We start from the raw sequence: 18,064 nt of genomic DNA on the forward strand, positions 1-18,064 counted from the left end.
CCGGACGCCGTGGCGCGGGCCATCGTTCTGAGGCAGCTGACGGGATCCGCGAAGAGCCGGAAGCAACTGGCGGACAAGCTGGACGACCGCGATGTACCCCCCGAGGCGGCGCAGCGCGTCCTGGACCGCTTCGAGGAACTCCAACTGATCGACGACGCTGCCTTCGCGGATTCCTGGGTTCGAGGGCGGGCCCGCACGCGGGGTCTCTCCCGCAGTGCCCTGAAACGGGAGCTGCGTACCAAGGGCGTCGCTGACGAGTTGGCCTCTGAGGCCCTCGAACAGCTCAGTGACGCTGACGAGCTGGACATGGCTCGGGAACTCGTCGAAAAGAAGGTCAGGTCCATGCCGCCGAGCCTCGATCGCGACAAGGGTGTCCGTCGTCTCGTATCGATGCTGGGTCGGAAAGGCTACGGCCCAGGAGTCGCCTTCCGGGTGGTCAATGAGGTCTGGCCCGTCGAACACGGCTGAACCCGCGCACCGAGTTCCGCCACGCCAAGCTGGTTCGGTACTCTAGGTGGGTGAGTTTGACCATTCCCAGCACTGAATCCGCCCCGGCCACCGATACCTCCCAGCGCAGCTACGAGGTCCGTACCTATGGCTGCCAGATGAACGTCCACGACTCGGAGCGCCTCGCTGGCTTGCTGGAGGAAGCCGGGATGGTTCCGCGGCAGGACACCGCCGCCGAGGGAGAAGCCGACGTCGTCGTTTTCAACACGTGTGCCGTGCGCGAGAATGCAGATAACAAGCTCTACGGCAACCTCGGGCGATTGGCCCACGTCAAGGAAAAGCACCCAGGCATGCAGATTGCCGTGGGAGGTTGCCTGGCGCAAAAGGATCGGGAGACCATCCTGCGCAAGGCCCCGTGGGTAGACGTCGTCTTCGGCACCCACAATGTCGGCTCACTGCCCACCCTGCTGGAGCGTGCCCGGCACAATAACGAGGCCCAGCTGGAAATCCTCGAGTCCCTCGATGTCTTTCCCTCAACGCTGCCGACCAAACGGGATTCCGTCTATTCGGGCTGGGTCTCGATCTCCGTGGGGTGCAACAACACCTGCACGTTCTGCATTGTCCCGTCGCTGCGTGGCAAGGAACGTGATCGGCGTCCGGGCGATATCCTCGCCGAGGTCCAGGCTCTCGTCGATGACGGCGCCATCGAAGTCACCCTGTTGGGCCAAAACGTGAACTCCTACGGCGTCGAATTCGGCGATCGGTTGGCCTTCGGAAAGTTGCTGCGCGCCTGCGGGCAGATCGAGGGCCTGGAACGTGTTCGCTTCACCAGCCCGCACCCTGCGGCCTTCACCGACGATGTCATCGATGCGATGGCCGAGACGCCGAACGTCATGCCGCAATTGCACATGCCGCTGCAATCAGGCTCTGACAAAGTACTCAAGGACATGCGTCGTTCCTATCGGTCCAAGAAGTTCCTCGGCATCCTCGACCGCGTCCGAGAACGCATGCCCGATGCCGCCATCACCACCGACATCATCGTGGGGTTCCCCGGGGAAACCGAAGAGGACTTCCAAGCGACCCTGGACGTCGTCGAGAAGTCCCGGTTCTCGAGCGCTTTTACGTTCCAGTACTCAAAACGCCCCGGCACCCCCGCTGCCGAACTTCCGGACCAGCTGCCCAAGGAAGTCGTCCAGGAACGCTACGAGCGCCTGACGGCTCTCCAGGACCGTATCTGCGCCGAGGAGAACTCCCGGCAAATCGGGCGGCAGATTGAAGTCATGGTCACGGCACAGTCCGGTCGCAAGTCCGAGCAGACCCACCGGCTCTCTGGCCGATCACGCGACCAGCGTCTGGTGCACTTTTCCGTTCCCGAGGGAGCAGAACAGCCCCGACCTGGCGATTTGGTGACGGTGCGGGTCACCGGGGCGGCAGCCTTCCACCTCGTTGCGGACCCGGCGACGACTGGGGAGTACCAACTCCGACGTTCACGTGCCGGCGACGCCTGGGATCGCTCGCAGGCCGAGTCCTGTGGCGTTGGCAGCGGTTCCCCGTCCGCCGCCGGCGCCAAGGGAGTCTCCTTGGGCATGCCGGTGCTCCCACCACGTAAGTAGATTCTGGTGAGGCCACTCATTGCTGTCGTCGGACCGACGGGAACCGGAAAATCGGACACAGCGATTCAGCTGGCCCAGCACTTCGACGGTGAAATCGTCAATGCCGATGCCTTGCAGTTCTATCGCGGAATGGATATCGGTACCGCCAAACTCGGGGTACATGAACGCGGGGGTATCCGCCACCACCTCCTCGACATCATGGATATCGGGGAAGAAGCCAGCGTGGCGACATTCCAACACCAAGCGCGTGAGGCAATCTCCGGAATCCAGGAACGAGGGCGCCTGCCCATCCTGGTTGGCGGCTCCGGTCTCTACGTTCGTGCGGCTGTCGATGAACTCGAGTTCCCGCCCACCGATCCTCCGACCCGGCGGCGGCTGGAAGCGGAGGCGGGGGAGCACGGGACGGCGGGGCTGCAGGAGAGGCTGGCTGCCGTGGACCCGGTGTCAGCCGCACGTGGTCTGGACGTGAGGCGGCTGATACGCGCAGTGGAGGTCTACGAGATCACCGGGCGTCCCTTCAGCTCCTACATGCCCCAACGGAACTATGTGCAACCAACTCTCCAGATCGGTCTGGACCTGGAACGTCCACTTCTGCACGAACGCCTCGAACGCCGGGTCGAGAGGATGTACGCGGCGGGTCTCCTCGAGGAAGTCCGTGAACTGGCCGTGCGCGGTCTGCGCGAAACCAAGACCGCCGCGCGCGCCATCGGATATTCACAGTTCCTTGAGGTGATCGACGGCATCAGTACCGTCGAGCAGGCCATCGAATCCACGGTCGTCGCCACCCGCCGCTTTGCACGTCGGCAAATCACGTGGTTCCGCGCTGACCCCAGGGTCGCCTGGTTCGATCCCTCCGTTCCCGGGGCGGCTGATGCGATCGGCGCCCAGGTTCGTGAATTCGAGTCTGCCGCGGACACGTAGGCTAGAGACATGAGCACTACTGGGCCCGAACAGCAAGCCGACCGACTCCGCGAACTCTCCGGATTGGCCTTCACGAAAGGCCATGGGACCGGCAACGACTTCATCTTGGTTGCGGACCCGGACAATACCCGCGATGTCTTGCCCGAACAGGTTGCCGCCGTCTGCGATCGGCACTTGGGCATCGGCGCGGATGGCTTCATACGAGCCATCAAATCCGAGACAGTGGCGGAAGGGCGTGCCCTGCTGGGGGAGAACCCTGCCGCGGAATGGTTCATGGACTACCGCAATGGCGACGGATCTGTCTCGGAAATGTGCGGAAATGGGGTTCGGGTATTCGTCCACTTCCTGATCAGTCGAGGATTCGTCACCCTGGATGACGGTGCGGCGCTCACCATCGGGACGCGCGCCGGCGTCAAGGTGATCACCCGTTCTGCAGTCGGCTATGCAGTGGACATGGGGCCGTGGGAATTCATCTTCCCGGATCGGGCCATCGAACGTGCTCTGGATTCGATCGTGGACGCTGGAATGGCGGTGCCCCGCCCGGCGCTGAGCGTGAGCATGGGCAACCCGCATACCGTCGTCGCGTTGTCCGAAGCATCCGAACTCGACGAGTTGGACCTGCACCATGCGCCCTTGGTGGAACCCGTTCCGCCACACGGTACCAACGTCGAATTCGTCCTTCCGTCTGATCCGCTGGTCAGCGCCGGTGTCGGGACGATTCGGATGCGCGTCCACGAGCGCGGAGTAGGAGAAACCCGCTCGTGTGGCACAGGGGCCTGTGCGGCGGTCGTGGCGACACGACATTGGGCCGGTGACACCGTTGCGGAGCGGTGGGACGTGCATGTGCCGGGTGGAACAGTGTCGGTGGTATTCGTCAACGGGCCCGATGGCAGGGAACACGTGGTTCTGGATGGTCCAGCGGTATTGGTTTCCGAGGGCTCCCTGAGCTAGCTTCCGGCTGCCTCGTCCACTACAGGGCGGTCCACACGCAGGATGCGGAATGATTTGGCCGTCGAATGCCGGGTCACGGAGAATCCTGCAGGTAGCTCACGCTTGAGCCAGGACTGCAGGGAGTCGGATCCGAGATTCTTCTGCACGACGAGCCACGCAGTTCCCCCCGGGGCCAGTCGCGGAATCCACTGCAAGAGGATCTGGTGCAGGACCTCCTTGCCGACACGGATCGGGGGGTTTGACCAGATGGTCTGGAAACGGACACCCTCATCGACCGCATCGGGCGTCGTGGCCACGACGTTTTGCAGGGAAAGTGCGTTGGCGTTCTCTCGGGTCAGCTCGAGGCTGCGTTCGTTCACGTCGATCGCGTGAACCGTTGCATCGGGCGACGCCAGGGCCATGCTCAAGGCAATCGGCCCCCATCCGCATCCGATATCCAGCAGATCTCCGCTTGAGGGTGGGGCTGGGACTTCGTTCAGGAGTACTGCTGTACCCTTGTCGATCCCTTCGGGGCTGAAGATGCCGCCGGCCGTGCTGACCATACGTTCTTCGCCAGCAAGCGTCACCCGAATGTGTTTACGGGTGAACGGCGTGGACGGTTGTGCGCTGAAATAGTGGTCCGAACCCATGAATGGAAGATTAACCGGGTAGGGGACTCCAAAGCGAATCACGCACTCCCGGCGGCCTCCTGACAAGTGATACGCTTATCCCAATCACTTTGTTCGTCGATGTGCGTCGTGTTTTCGGCCGCTGGAGGAAAGCCTCGACGTGTCGGTGGGGCGGACTAGAATTGATGGAAGACCTTCAAAGGGGAACATGACCACTCACAACGAGCCCAATCCACGCGACCGCGACCTCAACGAGGACGAGATCCAGTCGGTCATCGACCGCATCCTGGCAAGCGATGACGCAGCAGGTCGCGCCGTGCCCGGGGATACCCCGGAACCGCAGTCCATGCTGGGCAGAAGGGCCCTGGCGCTCGACGCGGATGGGGCCGGGCAATCCACGTCGGATGGCGAGCAGCGGGATCTGGCGGAGCGCAATGCGCTTCGACGCGTCGCCGGACTTTCCACCGAACTCGAAGACGTCACCGAGGTCGAATACCGGCAACTGCGTCTCGAACGCGTGGTCCTGGCCGGCATTTGGACAGAGGGCACTGCTCAGGACGCGGAGAATTCGCTGCGCGAATTGGCAGCACTGGCCGAGACCGCAGGTTCCGAGGTTCTCGACGGTCTGGTCCAGCGGCGCATGAAACCTGACCCCGGGACCTATCTAGGCTCGGGCAAGGCACAGGAACTGCGTGACATCGTTGCCAGCACCGGGGCGGATACCGTGGTCATCGACTCTGAGCTGGCACCGTCGCAGCGTCGAGCGCTGGAGGACATCGTTCGCGTCAAGGTGATCGACCGAACGGCCCTGATCCTGGATATTTTCGCGCAACATGCCCAGAGCCGCGAAGGCAAGGCACAGGTCGAACTCGCCCAGCTCGAATACCTGCTGCCCCGACTGCGCGGGTGGGGTGAATCGATGTCGCGCCAGGCAGGTGGACGTGTTGGTGCGGCTGGCGGCGGCATCGGCTCCCGTGGACCCGGCGAGACAAAGATCGAGTTGGACCGTCGACGAATCCGCGACCGCATGGCCAAGCTCCGCCGTGAGATCAAGGGAATGAAACCGGCGCGTGAGGCCAAACGTTCAAATCGCAAGCGCAACTCAGTTCCAGCAGTGGCCATCGCCGGCTACACGAATGCCGGGAAGTCTTCGCTGCTCAACCGCCTGACAGACGCCGGGGCGTTGGTCCAGAACGCCTTGTTCGCCACGCTGGACCCCACGGTACGGCGGACGGAAACCGAGGACGGAGTCGGCTACACGTTGGCCGATACCGTCGGCTTCGTCCGGTCGTTGCCGACCCAGCTGGTAGAGGCCTTCCGATCAACGCTGGAAGAAATTGCCGATGCGGATCTCATCCTCCACGTCGTCGATGCCTCCCACCCGGACCCCGAGGGCCAGATCCACGCCGTTCGACAAGTCCTCACGGAGGTCGATGCGCAGAACATCCCTGAGATCATCGTGCTGAATAAAGCCGACATCGCCGACCCCTTCGTCGTTGAGCGGATTCGCCAACGCGAACCGAACCACGTGGTTGTCTCCGCCCGCACTGGTGGGGGGATCGCCGAATTGTTGGAGCGGATCAGCTCATCAATCCCGCGGCCCGATGTTGCCATGGAACTGCTCATCCCCTACGAACGTGGGGATCTGGTGAACCGTCTGCATGGCACAGATGCCGAGATTCTCTCGATCGAGCACACGGCAGAGGGAACCCGGTTGTCCGTCAAGGTGCGTGGCGTACTCGCCGCGGAATTGGAGCAATTCGTCGTCCATGGCTGAAGTAGAAGACGTGGTGGCCCTACTAGACCGGGCCGTGGAACGCATGGGCGGACAGAGCCGTGCCGGGCAGCATGAAATGACACGTCAAGTGGTGGAGTCCCTGGAATCGGGCCGCCACTTGCTGGTTCAAGCTGGGACAGGAACGGGCAAGTCCTTGGCCTATCTCGTCCCGGCGATCGCCCACGCTCTCGACGCGGACAAGCCCGTCGTGGTCTCAACGGCCACCCTGGCTCTTCAAGCGCAGATTGTCGGGCGCGATGTTCCGCGTCTGCTGGAAAATCTCGCCGAGGAGTTGCCGCGACAGCTCGACGTCGCCCTGGCCAAGGGCCGCTCGAATTACGTGTGCAAATACAAGTTGGGGGGCGGATATCCCGATGAGGACGAGGGGGCCCTTTTCGCGCTGGACGACGATGGTTCCGCACGCGCGCTGACGGCGGGAGCTGGTCCTTCCTCTGCCCTAGGCCAGGAAGTGGTTCGAGTCAGGGAATGGGCCGAGGAGACCACCACTGGAGACAGGGACGATCTCGTTCCCGGAGTCAGTGAACGAGCCTGGCGGCAGGTCTCCGTCAGCGCCATGGACTGCCTCGGTGCGCAAAAGTGCCCCATGGCTGAAGAGTGCTTCAGCGAACTGGCGCGGAAGAGGGCCGGTGATGCAGATATCGTCATCACCAACCACGCGATGCTTGCCGTATCCGCGTTTGAAGGCCTGGCCGTCTTGCCGGAATTCGACACGGTGATCATTGACGAGGCCCACGAACTCCAGGACCGGGTGACCAGTTCGGTCACCCGCCCCCTTTCGGCGGCCTTGGTCACGGGGGCGGCGACGGCGACCCGTAGAAATTGCAAAGGAGTTGCCGTTGAGGCCCTGAGCAGAGCGGGTAAAGCCCTGTCTGACTCCCTCGAGGGTGTTCCCACGGGGCTGCTTCCGAAGGGACTGAACGAAGACCAGCGTGCTGCCGTGGCGGCAATCCGAGAAGCCGCGAGGGTTGCACTGTCGGATTCGAAGCCCGTTAACGGAGATACCGCAGACGGCGGGCGACAAATGGCGCGATCCCAGTTGCAGTACTTGATGGAGCAGTGTGACCGGCTCGATGGTCCGTCCGATGACCGCGAGGTCGTCTGGATCTCGCGCCAGGGCGACTTCACGCCCGGAGCCGGTTACACGCCCCCCGACGAATCCTCACCGGCCACGATCAACGTTGCGCCCCTGTCCGTCGCCGGCAAACTCCGGGAGGGACTGTTCGACGGCCGAACCGTGGTCTTGACCTCGGCTACCCTGGCCATCGGGGCAGCCTTTGAACCCGTGGCCGGTTCATTGGGGCTCCTGGGTGATGGGGCGCCTGCCTGGACCGGCATCGACGTGGGCAGCCCGTTCGACTACACGCGGCAAGGCATGCTCTACGTCGCGCGCCATCTTCCGAAGCCGTCCCGGAGCGTCTCCCCGGAGGCATTGGACGAACTTGCCGACCTGATCAGGGCCTCGGGTGGGGGAGTGCTGGCGCTCTTCTCGTCACGCCGTGCCGCCGAGGAAGCAGCGGAGGCGCTTCGCCCACGGGTGGATCCCGACATCCTGTGCCAAGGCGAATCGAGCATGTCGACGCTCGTCCAACAATTCGCTGACGAACGAGACACCTGCTTGTTCGGAACCATGACCCTGTGGCAAGGCGTTGACGTGCCCGGACCCTCGTGCCGACTCGTGGTGATCGACCGGATCCCCTTTCCACGGCCTGACGACCCGCTATCCACGGCTCGCAGCCGGGACGTCGCCAGGCATGGAGGAAACGGCTTCATGGCCGTCTCGGCGTCACATGCCGCGGTGAGGTTGGCCCAGGGAGCGGGGCGGCTGATCCGGTCGACCACTGATCGCGGTGTCGTAGCGGTCTTGGACTCGCGGTTGGCGACCGAACGGTACGGAAACTTCCTGCGTGCCTCGCTTCCGCCCATGTGGGCGACGACGGACAAGAACGTGGTTTTGGGTGCACTGTCCAGGCTTGCATCCGACGGGTCCTAGACGCACGGAACCCCCGTCTGTAGGTACAGGCGGGGGTTCTGTCGGAAATTGGTCCTAGATCGAACGCATCACGGAGACGACCTTGCCCATGACGGTGGCATGATCTCCGAGGATGGGCTCATATTGCCGGTTCTGCGGCAGCAGCCAGGTATGTCCGTCACGCTGGCGGAAAGTCTTCACGGTGGCCTCGTCATCCAGCAGTGCGGCCACGATGTCGCCATTCTCCGCGTGTTGCTGGCGGCGTACAACCACCCAGTCGCCATCGCAGATCGCGGCTTCCACCATGGAATCGCCGCTGACTTTGAGCATGAAGAGTTCGCCATGGCCCACCAGCTGCCGGGGCAGCGTCATGACATCCTCGACTGACTGGTCGGCCAGGATCGGTCCACCCGCGGCGATTCTGCCGACCAGGGGGACTTTAGCCACGTCGGAGGACGAGTCCATTCCGACCACGGAAAGATGGGCCCGCTCCCTGCCCGTTTCCTCAGGCGCCGCCCCCGGCGCCTCCTGGCCGGGAACCGCGCCAAGGCTCAGCGGCAGCAGGATTTCCATGGCCCTCGGACGACGGGGATCACGGCGAATGTACCCCAGCCTCTCCAACTGGCTCAGCTGATGGGTGACGCTGGACAGGCTTGCCAGCCCGACCGTGTCGCCTATTTCTCGCATCGACGGCGGGTAGCCCTTATCGGCAACGGCACGCTGGATCGTTTCGAGGATCTTTTTTTGCCGAGCCGTCAGGCCCTTGGGCGCTTTCTTCGGCGCCGGAGTCTCCGCTGAGCTCATGGTCCATCCCGTCCTGGTAAATCGCCGGCGTACCGGGCCTGTCCGCAATCTGTCGGATGCGGCTGGTGGACTCACATCCGTTCAGCCGTTGCTTCCACCCTAAGGCAGCGGAGGCGGTCATTCAAAGATTTATTCGAACGTGTCTCGACAACATTCGGACAAAGATGCTAAAAATGACTCAGAGGTTCGAACATGAGTTCGAACCTGAATCGCGGTAATCGCGACCGATACCCGCCACGACGGGTCTACAGGAAGGCAAGACCATGGCTCAGATCGCAATGACAGCTCCGGCGTTCTTGACTACGGACCACGCCACCACGCGGTTGGTCCGCGACACCCATCGAGTCTCAACTTCAGGTCGTCTCGAGCTCACGCGGCGAGGTCGCTTCGTTTGCATTGGCCTTCCACTGATGCTGGCGGCGACCGTGTTGCTGGTGCTCGCAGGTATCTTCACTGCGCCGGTGATGGCAGCGGGTTCTTCCGGGACGGCACCCGTGGAGGCAACCACTGTCTCCGTCATGGAGGGGGATACCGTCTGGAATCTCGCTGCCGAGTTTGCGCCGCAGCGTGACCGCAGGGAAGTCGTTAAGGAAATCACCGAAATGAACGACCTGCGTGGGTCGGTGCTGATCCCGGGCCAGCAGATCTTCGTGCCGACCGGCAGCTGAAACTCTAATGTGACAGCGCGCCACCACCGGATTCCCTGGCATGCAGGGTGCCGAATTAGAATGGTGCCGTGAGTAATCAGCTGGAAAGAATGGCCAAATTGCCGTTGCGGGAGAACCTGCGTGGGATCGAACCCTACGGGGCACCGCAGCTTGACGTCGCAGTATTGCTGAATGTCAACGAGAATACGCATCCACTGCCCGAATCTGTATGCCGGGCCATCGCCGAGGATGTTAACGCGGCGGCACTCACCCTGAACCGCTATCCAGATCGCGAATTCACCGAATTGCGCGAACGCCTCGCCGAATACCTGGGCCACGGGCTCACTGCGGAGAACATGTGGGCTGCAAATGGGTCCAACGAAGTCCTGCAGCAGATCCTCCAGGCTTTTGGCGGTCCCGGCCGAAGCGTCATGAGCTTCCCGCCGACCTACTCGATGTATCCCTTGCTGGCCAGTGGGACCGATACTGCTTATATCGCCGGTGAGCGCAATGCCGGATTCGGGCTGAGTGCCGCCTCCGCTGCAGAACAAGTCGCTGCCGCCGCCCCCAACCTGGTGATCCTCTGCTCTCCTAATAATCCGACCGGAACAGCTTTGGGGCTGGACGTCGTCGAAGCCGTCTACGAGGCCGGACGCGCCAGCAACGCGGTCATCATCGTCGACGAGGCTTATGCGGAATTCGCCCTCGAAGGCACCGAGTCCGCCCTGACGCTGCTCCCCGGCCGGGAACGCCTAATTGTCACGCGGACCATGAGCAAGGCGTTTGCGCTGGCTGGGGCCCGGCTCGGTTATCTTGCGGCGGCCCCGGAGATCTCCGATGCCCTGCGGCTTGTCCGCCTGCCCTACCACCTCTCAGCGGTCACGCAGGCGACAGCAAACGCCGCACTCAAGCAGGTAGAAGCACTACTGGCCACGGTGGAGGACATCAAGGGGCAGCGTGACCGCATAGTTTCCGAGCTCACCAGACTGGGACTCGACCCCGCGGTCAGCGATTCGAATTTCGTCTTCTTCGGTGGGCTCGAGAACGCTGGGCACACTTGGCAGGGTCTGCTGGACGCCGGGGTGCTGGTTCGCGACGTTGGCATCCCCGGCCACTTGAGGGTCACTGCCGGGACCAAGACCGAGACCACCGCCTTCCTGGACGCCCTGGAAGCACTGTTGTCACCCCGGAGCTCCGCCCCGTCAGGGCACGGCAGCTAGACTTGATCCCGGGCTGACATACCTGTTGCCCGCCCCTCCACACCGAAGGAATGTCTGTGCCTGCAGAACTACTCAGTGGTCGCCGCGCCCGCATGGAGCGTGCCACCAGCGAGTCCACCGTCGTCGTCGAGCTTGATCTGGACGGCACCGGCGTTGCCAACATCAGCACGAGCGTCCCGTTCTACGACCACATGCTGACGGCGCTAGCCAAGCACTCCTTGATCGACCTCACCGTCCAGGCCACGGGTGACACCCACATCGACGTACACCACACCGTGGAAGATGTTGCCATCACCATCGGCGAAGTACTGCGCACGGCACTGGGCAACAAGGAGGGTATACGCCGCTTCGGCGAAGCCTCCATTCCGCTCGATGAAGCGCTGGCACACGCCGTCGTCGACATCTCAGGTCGCCCGTACCTCGTCCACGGCGGCGAACCAGCCGGACAGGAGTACCACCTCATCGGCGGACACTTCACCGGATCCCTGACGCGCCACGTTTTCGAAGCACTGACATTGCACGCCCAGATCTGCCTGCACATGCGCGTCATCTCGGGCCGCGACCCGCACCACATCGTCGAGGCACAGTTCAAGGCCTTCGCGCGGGCGCTTCGGGAAGCAGTCGAGCCCGATCTCCGGACCGGCGGCGCCATTCCGTCGACGAAGGGTGCGCTCTAGGTGGCCCGGCCCTGCGTCACCGTCCTGGACTACGGGTCTGGGAACATCCGCTCCGCTGTACGCGCCCTCGAGCATGTCGGTGCCACGGTCACCCTCAGCAAAGATGCCAAGGACATCCGTGAAGCGGATGGCCTCGTGGTTCCGGGAGTGGGAGCATTCGCTTCCGTCATGCAGGCACTGAAGGAGGCCGGAGCCGGCCCGCTCATTGGCCGGCGCATCGCCGGTGGGCGCCCTGTGCTGGGCATCTGCGTCGGGCACCAGGTGTTCTTCGATGAGGGCGTCGAACACGGCATCCGCACCCCCGGTTTCGGCGAGTGGCCCGGCGTCGTCGAGCGTTTGGATGCGCCCGTAGTACCCCACATGGGGTGGAACACGGTCGATGCTGCGCCGGGCTCACGGCTTTTTGCCGGTGTCGAGCAGGAACGTTTCTACTTCGTGCATTCCTACGCCGTGCAGAAGTGGGACTTCCCAGTGGCCCAGCCCCGTATGACGCCCCCCTCGGTCACGTGGGCCGAACACGGCAGCCGATTCATCGCCGCAGTGGAGAACGGGCCGCTTTCGGCAGTCCAATTCCACCCCGAGAAGTCTGGCGACGCCGGAGCACAGTTGCTCGCCAACTGGTTGGGGACACTCGCCTGATGTGGAGCATCCTCTTGATGGCCCTCGGTGGTGTACTGGCCGGTGGAGCGCTGTCACTGCGCCAGCAGAAGGCACATATTTCCTGGATTATCACCGTGTGGGTCTTGGCGGGCATGTCCCTGCTGGCGGCCTACATCCTGACACTCGACTAGACAGCAGGGCACGGGACCGCCCACAGCGGCGGCGCGGCAGCCCACCCCGACGATGACCGGAGACCTACACCATGAACCAGCACAGCATCCTTGAACTCCTGCCGGCGGTCGACATCGCAGATGGCCAGGCAGTCAGACTCGTCCAAGGCGAAGCCGGCAGCGAGACCGGTTACGGAGACCCCTTGGAGGCGGCCCTGGCGTGGCAGCAGGACGGTGCGGAGTGGGTTCATCTGGTTGACCTGGACGCGGCGTTCGGCCGTGGGAACAACACCGAAGCCGTGTCGCGAATCTCCCGGGAATTGGGCATCAAGGTCGAGCTTTCGGGAGGCATCCGCGACGATGAATCACTCGAACGGGCCCTCGAATTCGGCGCGGCACGCGTGAACCTCGGGACAGCGGCGTTGGAATCCCCTGAATGGACGGCCCGTGCCATTGCCCGTCACGGCGACAAGATTGCCGTCGGTCTCGACGTTCGTGGCACCACGTTGGCCGGGCGAGGCTGGACCAGCGAGGGCGGGGACCTGTGGGACGTACTCGCTCGTTTGGAAGATGCAGGGTGCGCCCGCTACGTGGTCACCGACGTGACCAAGGATGGGACGCTGCGGGGGCCGAACGTGGACCTCTTGCGCGAAATGTGCAAACGGACGAGCCGTCCAGTCATCGCCTCCGGTGGCATCTCCAGCCTGGCTGACTTGCGGGAGCTACGCGCTTTGGTGCCGGAGGGTGTGGAAGGCGCCATCGTCGGCAAGGCGCTCTACTCCGGACAGTTCACCCTGCCCGAGGCCCTCGACATCGCCGGGCGCCGGTAGCCGATGCCGCACGATGACCACTCCGTTCCGGGCGGCGCTGCCGACGGTGGCCTTGCCCGGGAACGGCCACAGATCGGCCGTCACCTTCCGGGGCATATCGAAGCGGCACTCCTCAGGGCGGGCCAGGAATCCGACTCTGCGGGACAGGCGTGGTCGGGCCGGGACCTTTCGGGTGAGGGCAACCCGCTGCACAACTTCGACGCCGACGACGGATCGCCGGATCCTGCCTACGTGGCGGCGATCGCCGCCTTGAAGGCAGGTACCGGCGATGAGCAGGCGGTCCATCGCGCCTTGGCACACGCCCGCGTGTTCGTCCCCGTTGTGGCCACACTCGCGGACGGGGGAATTGGCGAACATGGATTCGCCGAGGACAAGGAAGCCGACATGGCGCTCGTGACCATCAAGGCCCCGGACGGCCGGCCCGCACTTCCAGTCTTCAGCAGCGTGGACCGGATGCAGTCCTGGCATGCACAGGCTCGTCCCGTCGCCGTATATGCCCCTCGTGCCGCACTGTCGGCGGTGGCGGAAAAAGCCCAGCTCCTCGTGATCGATCCAGGCGCAGAGCTGACCTTCGTCCTCCGACGGCCGGCCGTGTGGGCGTTGGCCCAGCAGCGGGAGTGGACGCCCAGCTACGCGGACTCCGAGCTTCTCCCCGTGCTGCAGTCCGCCGCAGACGCGGAGTCGGCCATCGTTGGACTTGCCGCAGCGCCCGGCAGGGGGGTTGCCTCGCGCGCCGCCGATGGCAGCGTAGTGCCCGGGGGAGGGCCTGGCCCGGAGCTGCGCATCGATGTCACGCTGCGTCCGGAAACCAGCAGGGAAGAGGCGACGGCGATCCTCCAAGAATTGCAGCGGACCCTGGGGACCAACGCGGAATTTGCGGGACGGGTCGATTCACTCGAACTGGGGCTTCGCGCTTAATCCAACAAAAAGGAGGCCGTCACAACAGTGACGGCCTCCTGGATAGCAAGGGGATGGGAGTCAGTTCACCGGACCGGTGAACTTCTCGCCCGGACCCTGGCCCGGGGGATCCTGGATCGAGGATGCTTCGCGGAAGGCCAGCTGCAACGAACGCAGCCCGTCGCGCAATGGACCCGCATGCTGGGAGCCTACTTCAGGAGCGGCTGCGGTGATCAGGCCGGCGAGGGCTGTGATGAGTTTGCGCGCTTCGTCCAGGTCTTTCAGATCTTCTGCGTCCTCGCCCTCGGCGAGCCCGCACTTGACCGCTGCAGCACTCATCAGGTGCACAGCCGCGGTCGTGATGACTTCCACGGCAGCAACTTCGGCGATGTCGCGGACATGATTGGTCTCGCCGAACGTGGCGTCCGGATTGGTTTCAGGGGTACTCATGCTGCTAAGCTTTTCACAGACCGACTGGTTTTGCTTATTCCGTGTGTTCCGCCCCACCTGGCAGGATGCAAGGAGTAGACACGGCCAGTACGCAAGTGGAGGCCTACTCCCACCCGCTGTAACCGTTCAAGGTTGCCGGGTCATTCGGATCGGAACCATGGTTCCGTGGCGTGCTGTTGTACGTCAGCCGAACATTCAGGCCTTCATCTGCCCCGCAGCTGGAGGCCTTCTCCATGTTGTCGGCGGTTTCGGACTACGAACAGCAGGAGTTACACATCAGCGATCCACGCATTAATGATCGAATCCGCGTCCCCGAGGTGCGGCTGGTTGGACCCAATGGCGAACAAGTGGGCGTTGTCCGCATTGAGGACGCATTGCGTCTGGCCGCTGAATCCGACCTTGATCTGGTTGAGGTGGCGCCGACGGCAAAGCCCCCCGTGTGCAAGTTGATGGACTTCGGCAAGTACAAGTACGAAGCCGCTGTAAAGGCACGCGAGGCACGCAAGAACCAGACCAACACGATCTTGAAGGAAGTTCGCTTCCGACTCAAGATCGATAAGCACGACTACGAGACGAAGACGGGCCATGCCCTGCGCTTCCTCGGAGCCGGCGACAAGGTCAAGGCGATGATCCAGTTCCGCGGCCGCGAACAGCAGCGTCCGGAGATGGGCATCCGCTTGCTGAACAAATTCGCAGAGGACGTCGCTGCAGTTGGCGTCGTCGAGTCGAGCCCGCGCATCGATGGCCGCAACATGGTCATGGTTGTCGGACCGCTGAAGAACAAGGCAGAGGCCAAGGCCGAAGCCCGCCGCCAGGCGCAGCGCGAGACGGACAAGGCCAAGGCCACTGCAGTCAAGGAAGGCCGCGTCGATACCTCGGACGACAAGCCCGCCATGACCCAGTCATTGGGCGACAACCTGCCGGAGGAATTCCAGGCACGTCTGGCGCAGGTCGAGGCCGACAACGCAGAGCAGGCCAAAAAGGATGCCGAGCAGGCCAAAAAGGACGCGGAGGCAGCGAAGGCCGCTCCCGTAGTCGAAGCCCCCAAGGCCGAAGCGCCCAAGGTGGCGGCACCCAAGGCAGCGGCTCCGAAGGCGGAGACCGCCAAGGCACCAGCGCCCAAGGCTGCTGAGGCCAAAGCGGCAGACAAGCCGGCGGCCGCAGCTCCCAAGGCAGCCGCGGCGAAGCCCGCAGCCGCTCCCAAACCCGTTGCGGTTCCGAAGCCTGCTCCGAAGCCCACAGCGACTCCGAAGCCTGCTCCGAAACCAGCACCACGCACTACCCCGAAACCGCGTCAGGGCAAGTAGCCCGCTGCGGTACGCCCCTCGGGGCGGCACACCTGACCCACGGGTTTCCAACACCGGAAACCTCAAAGATCCCCGGTCCGAACAGGGCAACGGGAGCACGTAAGGAGAACGGCGGATATGCCGAAGTTCAAGACCCACAGTGGCGCCAAGAAGCGCTTCAAGCTCACCGGTAGCGGCAAGCTCAAGCGCCAGCAGGCCAACCGCCGCCACTACCTGGAGCACAAGCCCTCCAGCCTCAAGCGCCAGCTGAAGGGCGACCTGATCGTTGCCAAGGCGGACACCAAGACCATCAAGCGGATGCTGGGCATCTAAGTAGACGCACCGGGAACCCTGCGTTCCCACCCATCCATGGAGTTCCCCCGGGCTGGTCGCCGTATTCAAGGCACAGCGAGGGCTAGATATTAAGGAGTACACACGTGGCACGTGTGAAGCGGGCGGTCAACGCCCACAAGAAGCGTCGGGTCGTTCTCGAGCGGGCCAAGGGCTACCGCGGTCAGCGTTCGCGCCTGTACCGCAAGGCCAAGGAGCAGCTGCTCCACTCGTTCGTCTACAGCTACGGCGACCGCCGCAAGCGCAAGGGTGACTTCCGTCGCCTCTGGATCCAGCGCATCAACGCTGCCTCCCGCGCCAACGGCCTGACGTACAACCGTCTGATCCAGGGCCTGAAGGCCGCTGAGGTCGAGGTCGACCGCCGCATGCTCTCCGAGCTGGCGATTTCCGACGCCAACGCCTTCACCGCGCTGGTCAAGGTCGCCAAGGACGCGCTCCCGGCAGACGTCAACGCCCCGGCAACTGCGGCCGCCCCGAAGGCTGCCGCCGCACCGGCCGCCAAGAAGGCCAGCGCCCCCAAGGCTGCTGCCCCGAAGGCTGCTGCCCCCAAGGCCGCCACCGAGGGCGAAGGCGTCGTGAAGGCCGTTGAGGGCGAGGACGCCCCCGAGGGCTACGTCATCAAGGGCAACCAGTCCATGAAGTACCACGTGCCGGGCTCGACCTGGTTCGAGCAGACCCAGCCGGAGTTCTGGTTCAACTCGGTCGAGGCCGCCAAGGCCGCCGGCTTCGAGCCGGCTGGCGGAGAATCCCGCCAGCAGTTCTCCAAGTAGCAAGCGCTGCTTGACGGGCTTGGCCCGTCGGTCGAAGGGACGGAATCCCCAGGGATTCCGTCCCTTCCCCCGTTTAAGCACCAGGACCTCGACCCCGATAAGGTTTTCCCATGAACGATGAGCATGGCTTCGAACCAGAAATGGCCAACCCCCGCGCCGAGCGCGTCAAGGAGGTGGCCCGGCTGGCCACCCGTTCCGGCCGGTCGAAGCGCGGCGCATTCCTGGCCGAGGGACCGCAAGCCGTACGGGAAGCCCTCCGTTCCCACGATGCCGCCGTCTCGGCGGGCCATCAGGGGATCGTCCAGGAGGTGTTCGCGACTCCCGATGCCATCCACCGGCACCCCGACCTGACGACGGGGCGCGGGCGGATCCACTGGCGCAGCGTCACTCCAGAAGTCCTTGCGGCGATGGCCGACACGGTGACTCCGCAGGGCATCCTTGCCGTCTGCGGCATTCCAGAAACCACATTGGATGCGGTGTTCGGCGCCGCTCCCCGTCTGGTCGCCGTGCTCTGCCGCGTCCAGGACCCCGGAAATGCCGGGACCATTCTGCGGGCCGCAGATGCTGCCGGGGCCGATGCCATCGTGCTGACCGAGGGCAGCGTGGACATCTACAATCCCAAGGCCGTCCGATCCACCGTGGGGTCGGTCTTCCATCTGCCGATCGTGACCGGGGTGGCCTTCCAACAGGTGGTTGAGGCCGCCGCGGCAGCAGGGTCCCAGCTATTGGCCGCCGACGGCTACGGGGCGGTGGATCTGGACGCCTTGCAGGATGAAAGCGCCGCACGGCGGGGCGGGGCCCAGCCGAGCACCGGGGGCGACATCGGCCATCAGTCCGGCACCGCCGTCGTGCCCGGGGAGACACCGAGGCTGGAGGATGCCACCGCGTGGTTGTTCGGCAACGAGGCCCAGGGGCTGGACGAGCGGGAGCTCGCTGCCGCCGGGCACCGCGTGGCCGTGCCCCTGTACGGGGTGGCGGAGTCTCTGAATGTCGGCACCGCGGCGACCGTCTGCCTCTACGCCTCGGCGCGCGCGCAACGCCGGAGGGCCTGAACG

At 64.2% G+C, this 18,064-nt stretch carries 20 protein-coding genes; 17 read left to right on the forward strand and 3 right to left on the reverse strand.

Translation table 11 applies throughout. The features are described 5' to 3' along the window. From ABD088_RS06835 to dapF, 4 genes are all read left to right on the forward strand, one after another. On the forward strand, positions 1–468 hold a 468-nt coding region (locus tag ABD088_RS06835), incomplete at its 5' end, for a regulatory protein RecX (protein ID WP_343900995.1). 50 nt (positions 469–518) lie between these two features. Next, a complete protein-coding gene (gene miaB / locus ABD088_RS06840; protein ID WP_343900996.1) occupies positions 519–2,060 on the forward strand; it encodes a tRNA (N6-isopentenyl adenosine(37)-C2)-methylthiotransferase MiaB in 1,542 nt (513 codons plus the stop codon). Next, positions 2,061–2,981 carry a tRNA (adenosine(37)-N6)-dimethylallyltransferase MiaA gene (gene miaA, locus ABD088_RS06845; RefSeq protein ID WP_343901063.1) on the forward strand — a complete coding sequence of 307 codons (921 nt, stop codon included), beginning with the start codon at positions 2,061–2,063 and terminating at the stop codon, positions 2,979–2,981. It begins immediately after the preceding gene. 9 nt (positions 2,982–2,990) lie between these two features. Further along, positions 2,991–3,932: a diaminopimelate epimerase gene (gene dapF, locus ABD088_RS06850; RefSeq protein WP_343900999.1), complete on the forward strand. Its 942-nt coding sequence runs from the start codon at positions 2,991–2,993 to the stop codon at positions 3,930–3,932. Here dapF and ABD088_RS06855 read toward each other — a convergent pair. Further along, the gene (locus ABD088_RS06855) at positions 3,929–4,561 is read right to left on the reverse strand and encodes a class I SAM-dependent methyltransferase (protein ID WP_343901000.1); all 633 of its coding nucleotides are present in this window, start codon (positions 4,559–4,561) and stop codon (positions 3,929–3,931) included. The two genes, dapF and ABD088_RS06855, sit on opposite strands and share 4 nt — an antisense overlap. Positions 4,562–4,748: 187 nt before the next feature. Between ABD088_RS06855 and hflX the strand changes: the two genes are divergently transcribed. Beyond that, positions 4,749–6,317, forward strand: a complete 1,569-nt coding sequence (gene hflX, locus ABD088_RS06860; protein WP_343901002.1) for a GTPase HflX — start codon at positions 4,749–4,751, stop codon at positions 6,315–6,317. After that, entirely contained in the window at positions 6,310–8,328 is a 2,019-nt protein-coding gene (locus ABD088_RS06865) for an ATP-dependent DNA helicase (RefSeq protein WP_343901004.1), read from the forward strand. Before hflX ends, ABD088_RS06865 begins: the two co-directional genes overlap by 8 nt. Before the next feature lie 54 nt (positions 8,329–8,382). On the opposite strand, the gene lexA is transcribed toward ABD088_RS06865, so the two are convergent. Further along, positions 8,383–9,111 carry a transcriptional repressor LexA gene (gene lexA, locus ABD088_RS06870; RefSeq protein ID WP_343901005.1) on the reverse strand — a complete coding sequence of 243 codons (729 nt, stop codon included), beginning with the start codon at positions 9,109–9,111 and terminating at the stop codon, positions 8,383–8,385. Positions 9,112–9,374: 263 nt separating this feature from the next. Here lexA and ABD088_RS06875 point away from each other — a divergent pair, with 263 nt between their 5' ends. The 7 genes from ABD088_RS06875 to ABD088_RS06905 all read left to right on the forward strand — a co-directional run bounded on the left by ABD088_RS06875 (position 9,375) and on the right by ABD088_RS06905 (position 14,173). After that, the gene (locus ABD088_RS06875) at positions 9,375–9,779 is read left to right on the forward strand and encodes a LysM peptidoglycan-binding domain-containing protein (protein WP_343901007.1); all 405 of its coding nucleotides are present in this window, start codon (positions 9,375–9,377) and stop codon (positions 9,777–9,779) included. A gap of 68 nt (positions 9,780–9,847) precedes the next feature. Then, positions 9,848–10,978 (forward strand): histidinol-phosphate transaminase, encoded by a 1,131-nt coding sequence (locus ABD088_RS06880; RefSeq protein WP_343901009.1) that lies wholly within the window; start codon positions 9,848–9,850, stop codon positions 10,976–10,978. A 50-nt stretch (positions 10,979–11,028) separates the two neighbouring features. Further along, a complete protein-coding gene (gene hisB, locus ABD088_RS06885) occupies positions 11,029–11,655 on the forward strand; it encodes an imidazoleglycerol-phosphate dehydratase HisB (protein ID WP_343901010.1) in 627 nt (208 codons plus the stop codon). Next, positions 11,656–12,294 carry an imidazole glycerol phosphate synthase subunit HisH gene (hisH, locus tag ABD088_RS06890; protein ID WP_343901011.1) on the forward strand — a complete coding sequence of 213 codons (639 nt, stop codon included), beginning with the start codon at positions 11,656–11,658 and terminating at the stop codon, positions 12,292–12,294. Next, positions 12,294–12,446 (forward strand): hypothetical protein, encoded by a 153-nt coding sequence (locus ABD088_RS06895; protein ID WP_343901012.1) that lies wholly within the window; start codon positions 12,294–12,296, stop codon positions 12,444–12,446. Before hisH ends, ABD088_RS06895 begins: the two co-directional genes overlap by 1 nt. Before the next feature lie 71 nt (positions 12,447–12,517). Further along, positions 12,518–13,255 (forward strand): bifunctional 1-(5-phosphoribosyl)-5-((5-phosphoribosylamino)methylideneamino)imidazole-4-carboxamide isomerase/phosphoribosylanthranilate isomerase PriA, encoded by a 738-nt coding sequence (gene priA / locus ABD088_RS06900; RefSeq protein WP_343901013.1) that lies wholly within the window; start codon positions 12,518–12,520, stop codon positions 13,253–13,255. A gap of 3 nt (positions 13,256–13,258) precedes the next feature. Beyond that, entirely contained in the window at positions 13,259–14,173 is a 915-nt protein-coding gene (locus ABD088_RS06905) for an SseB family protein (RefSeq protein WP_343901014.1), read from the forward strand. A 60-nt stretch (positions 14,174–14,233) separates the two neighbouring features. Here the strand turns inward: ABD088_RS06905 and ABD088_RS06910 are convergent, their stop codons facing one another. Beyond that, on the reverse strand, positions 14,234–14,602 hold the full coding sequence (locus tag ABD088_RS06910; protein ID WP_343901015.1) for a DUF1844 domain-containing protein: 369 nt from the start codon (positions 14,600–14,602) through the stop codon (positions 14,234–14,236). 233 nt (positions 14,603–14,835) lie between these two features. Between ABD088_RS06910 and infC the strand changes: the two genes are divergently transcribed. The 4 genes from infC (at position 14,836) to ABD088_RS06930 (ending at position 18,061) form a co-directional block, all read left to right on the forward strand. Beyond that, on the forward strand, positions 14,836–15,909 hold the full coding sequence (gene infC / locus ABD088_RS06915) for a translation initiation factor IF-3 (RefSeq protein ID WP_343901016.1): 1,074 nt from the start codon (positions 14,836–14,838) through the stop codon (positions 15,907–15,909). Positions 15,910–16,026: 117 nt separating this feature from the next. Continuing rightward, entirely contained in the window at positions 16,027–16,221 is a 195-nt protein-coding gene (rpmI, locus tag ABD088_RS06920) for a 50S ribosomal protein L35 (RefSeq protein WP_343901017.1), read from the forward strand. 104 nt (positions 16,222–16,325) lie between these two features. Further along, on the forward strand, positions 16,326–17,009 hold the full coding sequence (gene rplT, locus ABD088_RS06925) for a 50S ribosomal protein L20, sunset domain variant (protein ID WP_343901019.1): 684 nt from the start codon (positions 16,326–16,328) through the stop codon (positions 17,007–17,009). A gap of 110 nt (positions 17,010–17,119) precedes the next feature. Next, positions 17,120–18,061, forward strand: coding sequence for a TrmH family RNA methyltransferase (locus ABD088_RS06930; RefSeq protein ID WP_343901020.1), 942 nt, complete (start codon positions 17,120–17,122; stop codon positions 18,059–18,061). The last annotated feature ends 3 nt before the right edge of the window (positions 18,062–18,064 follow it).

The sequence above is a fragment of the Arthrobacter rhombi genome (assembly GCF_039526245.1).
In the GTDB taxonomy this organism is placed as follows: Bacteria; Actinomycetota; Actinomycetes; order Actinomycetales; family Micrococcaceae; genus Arthrobacter_H; species Arthrobacter_H rhombi.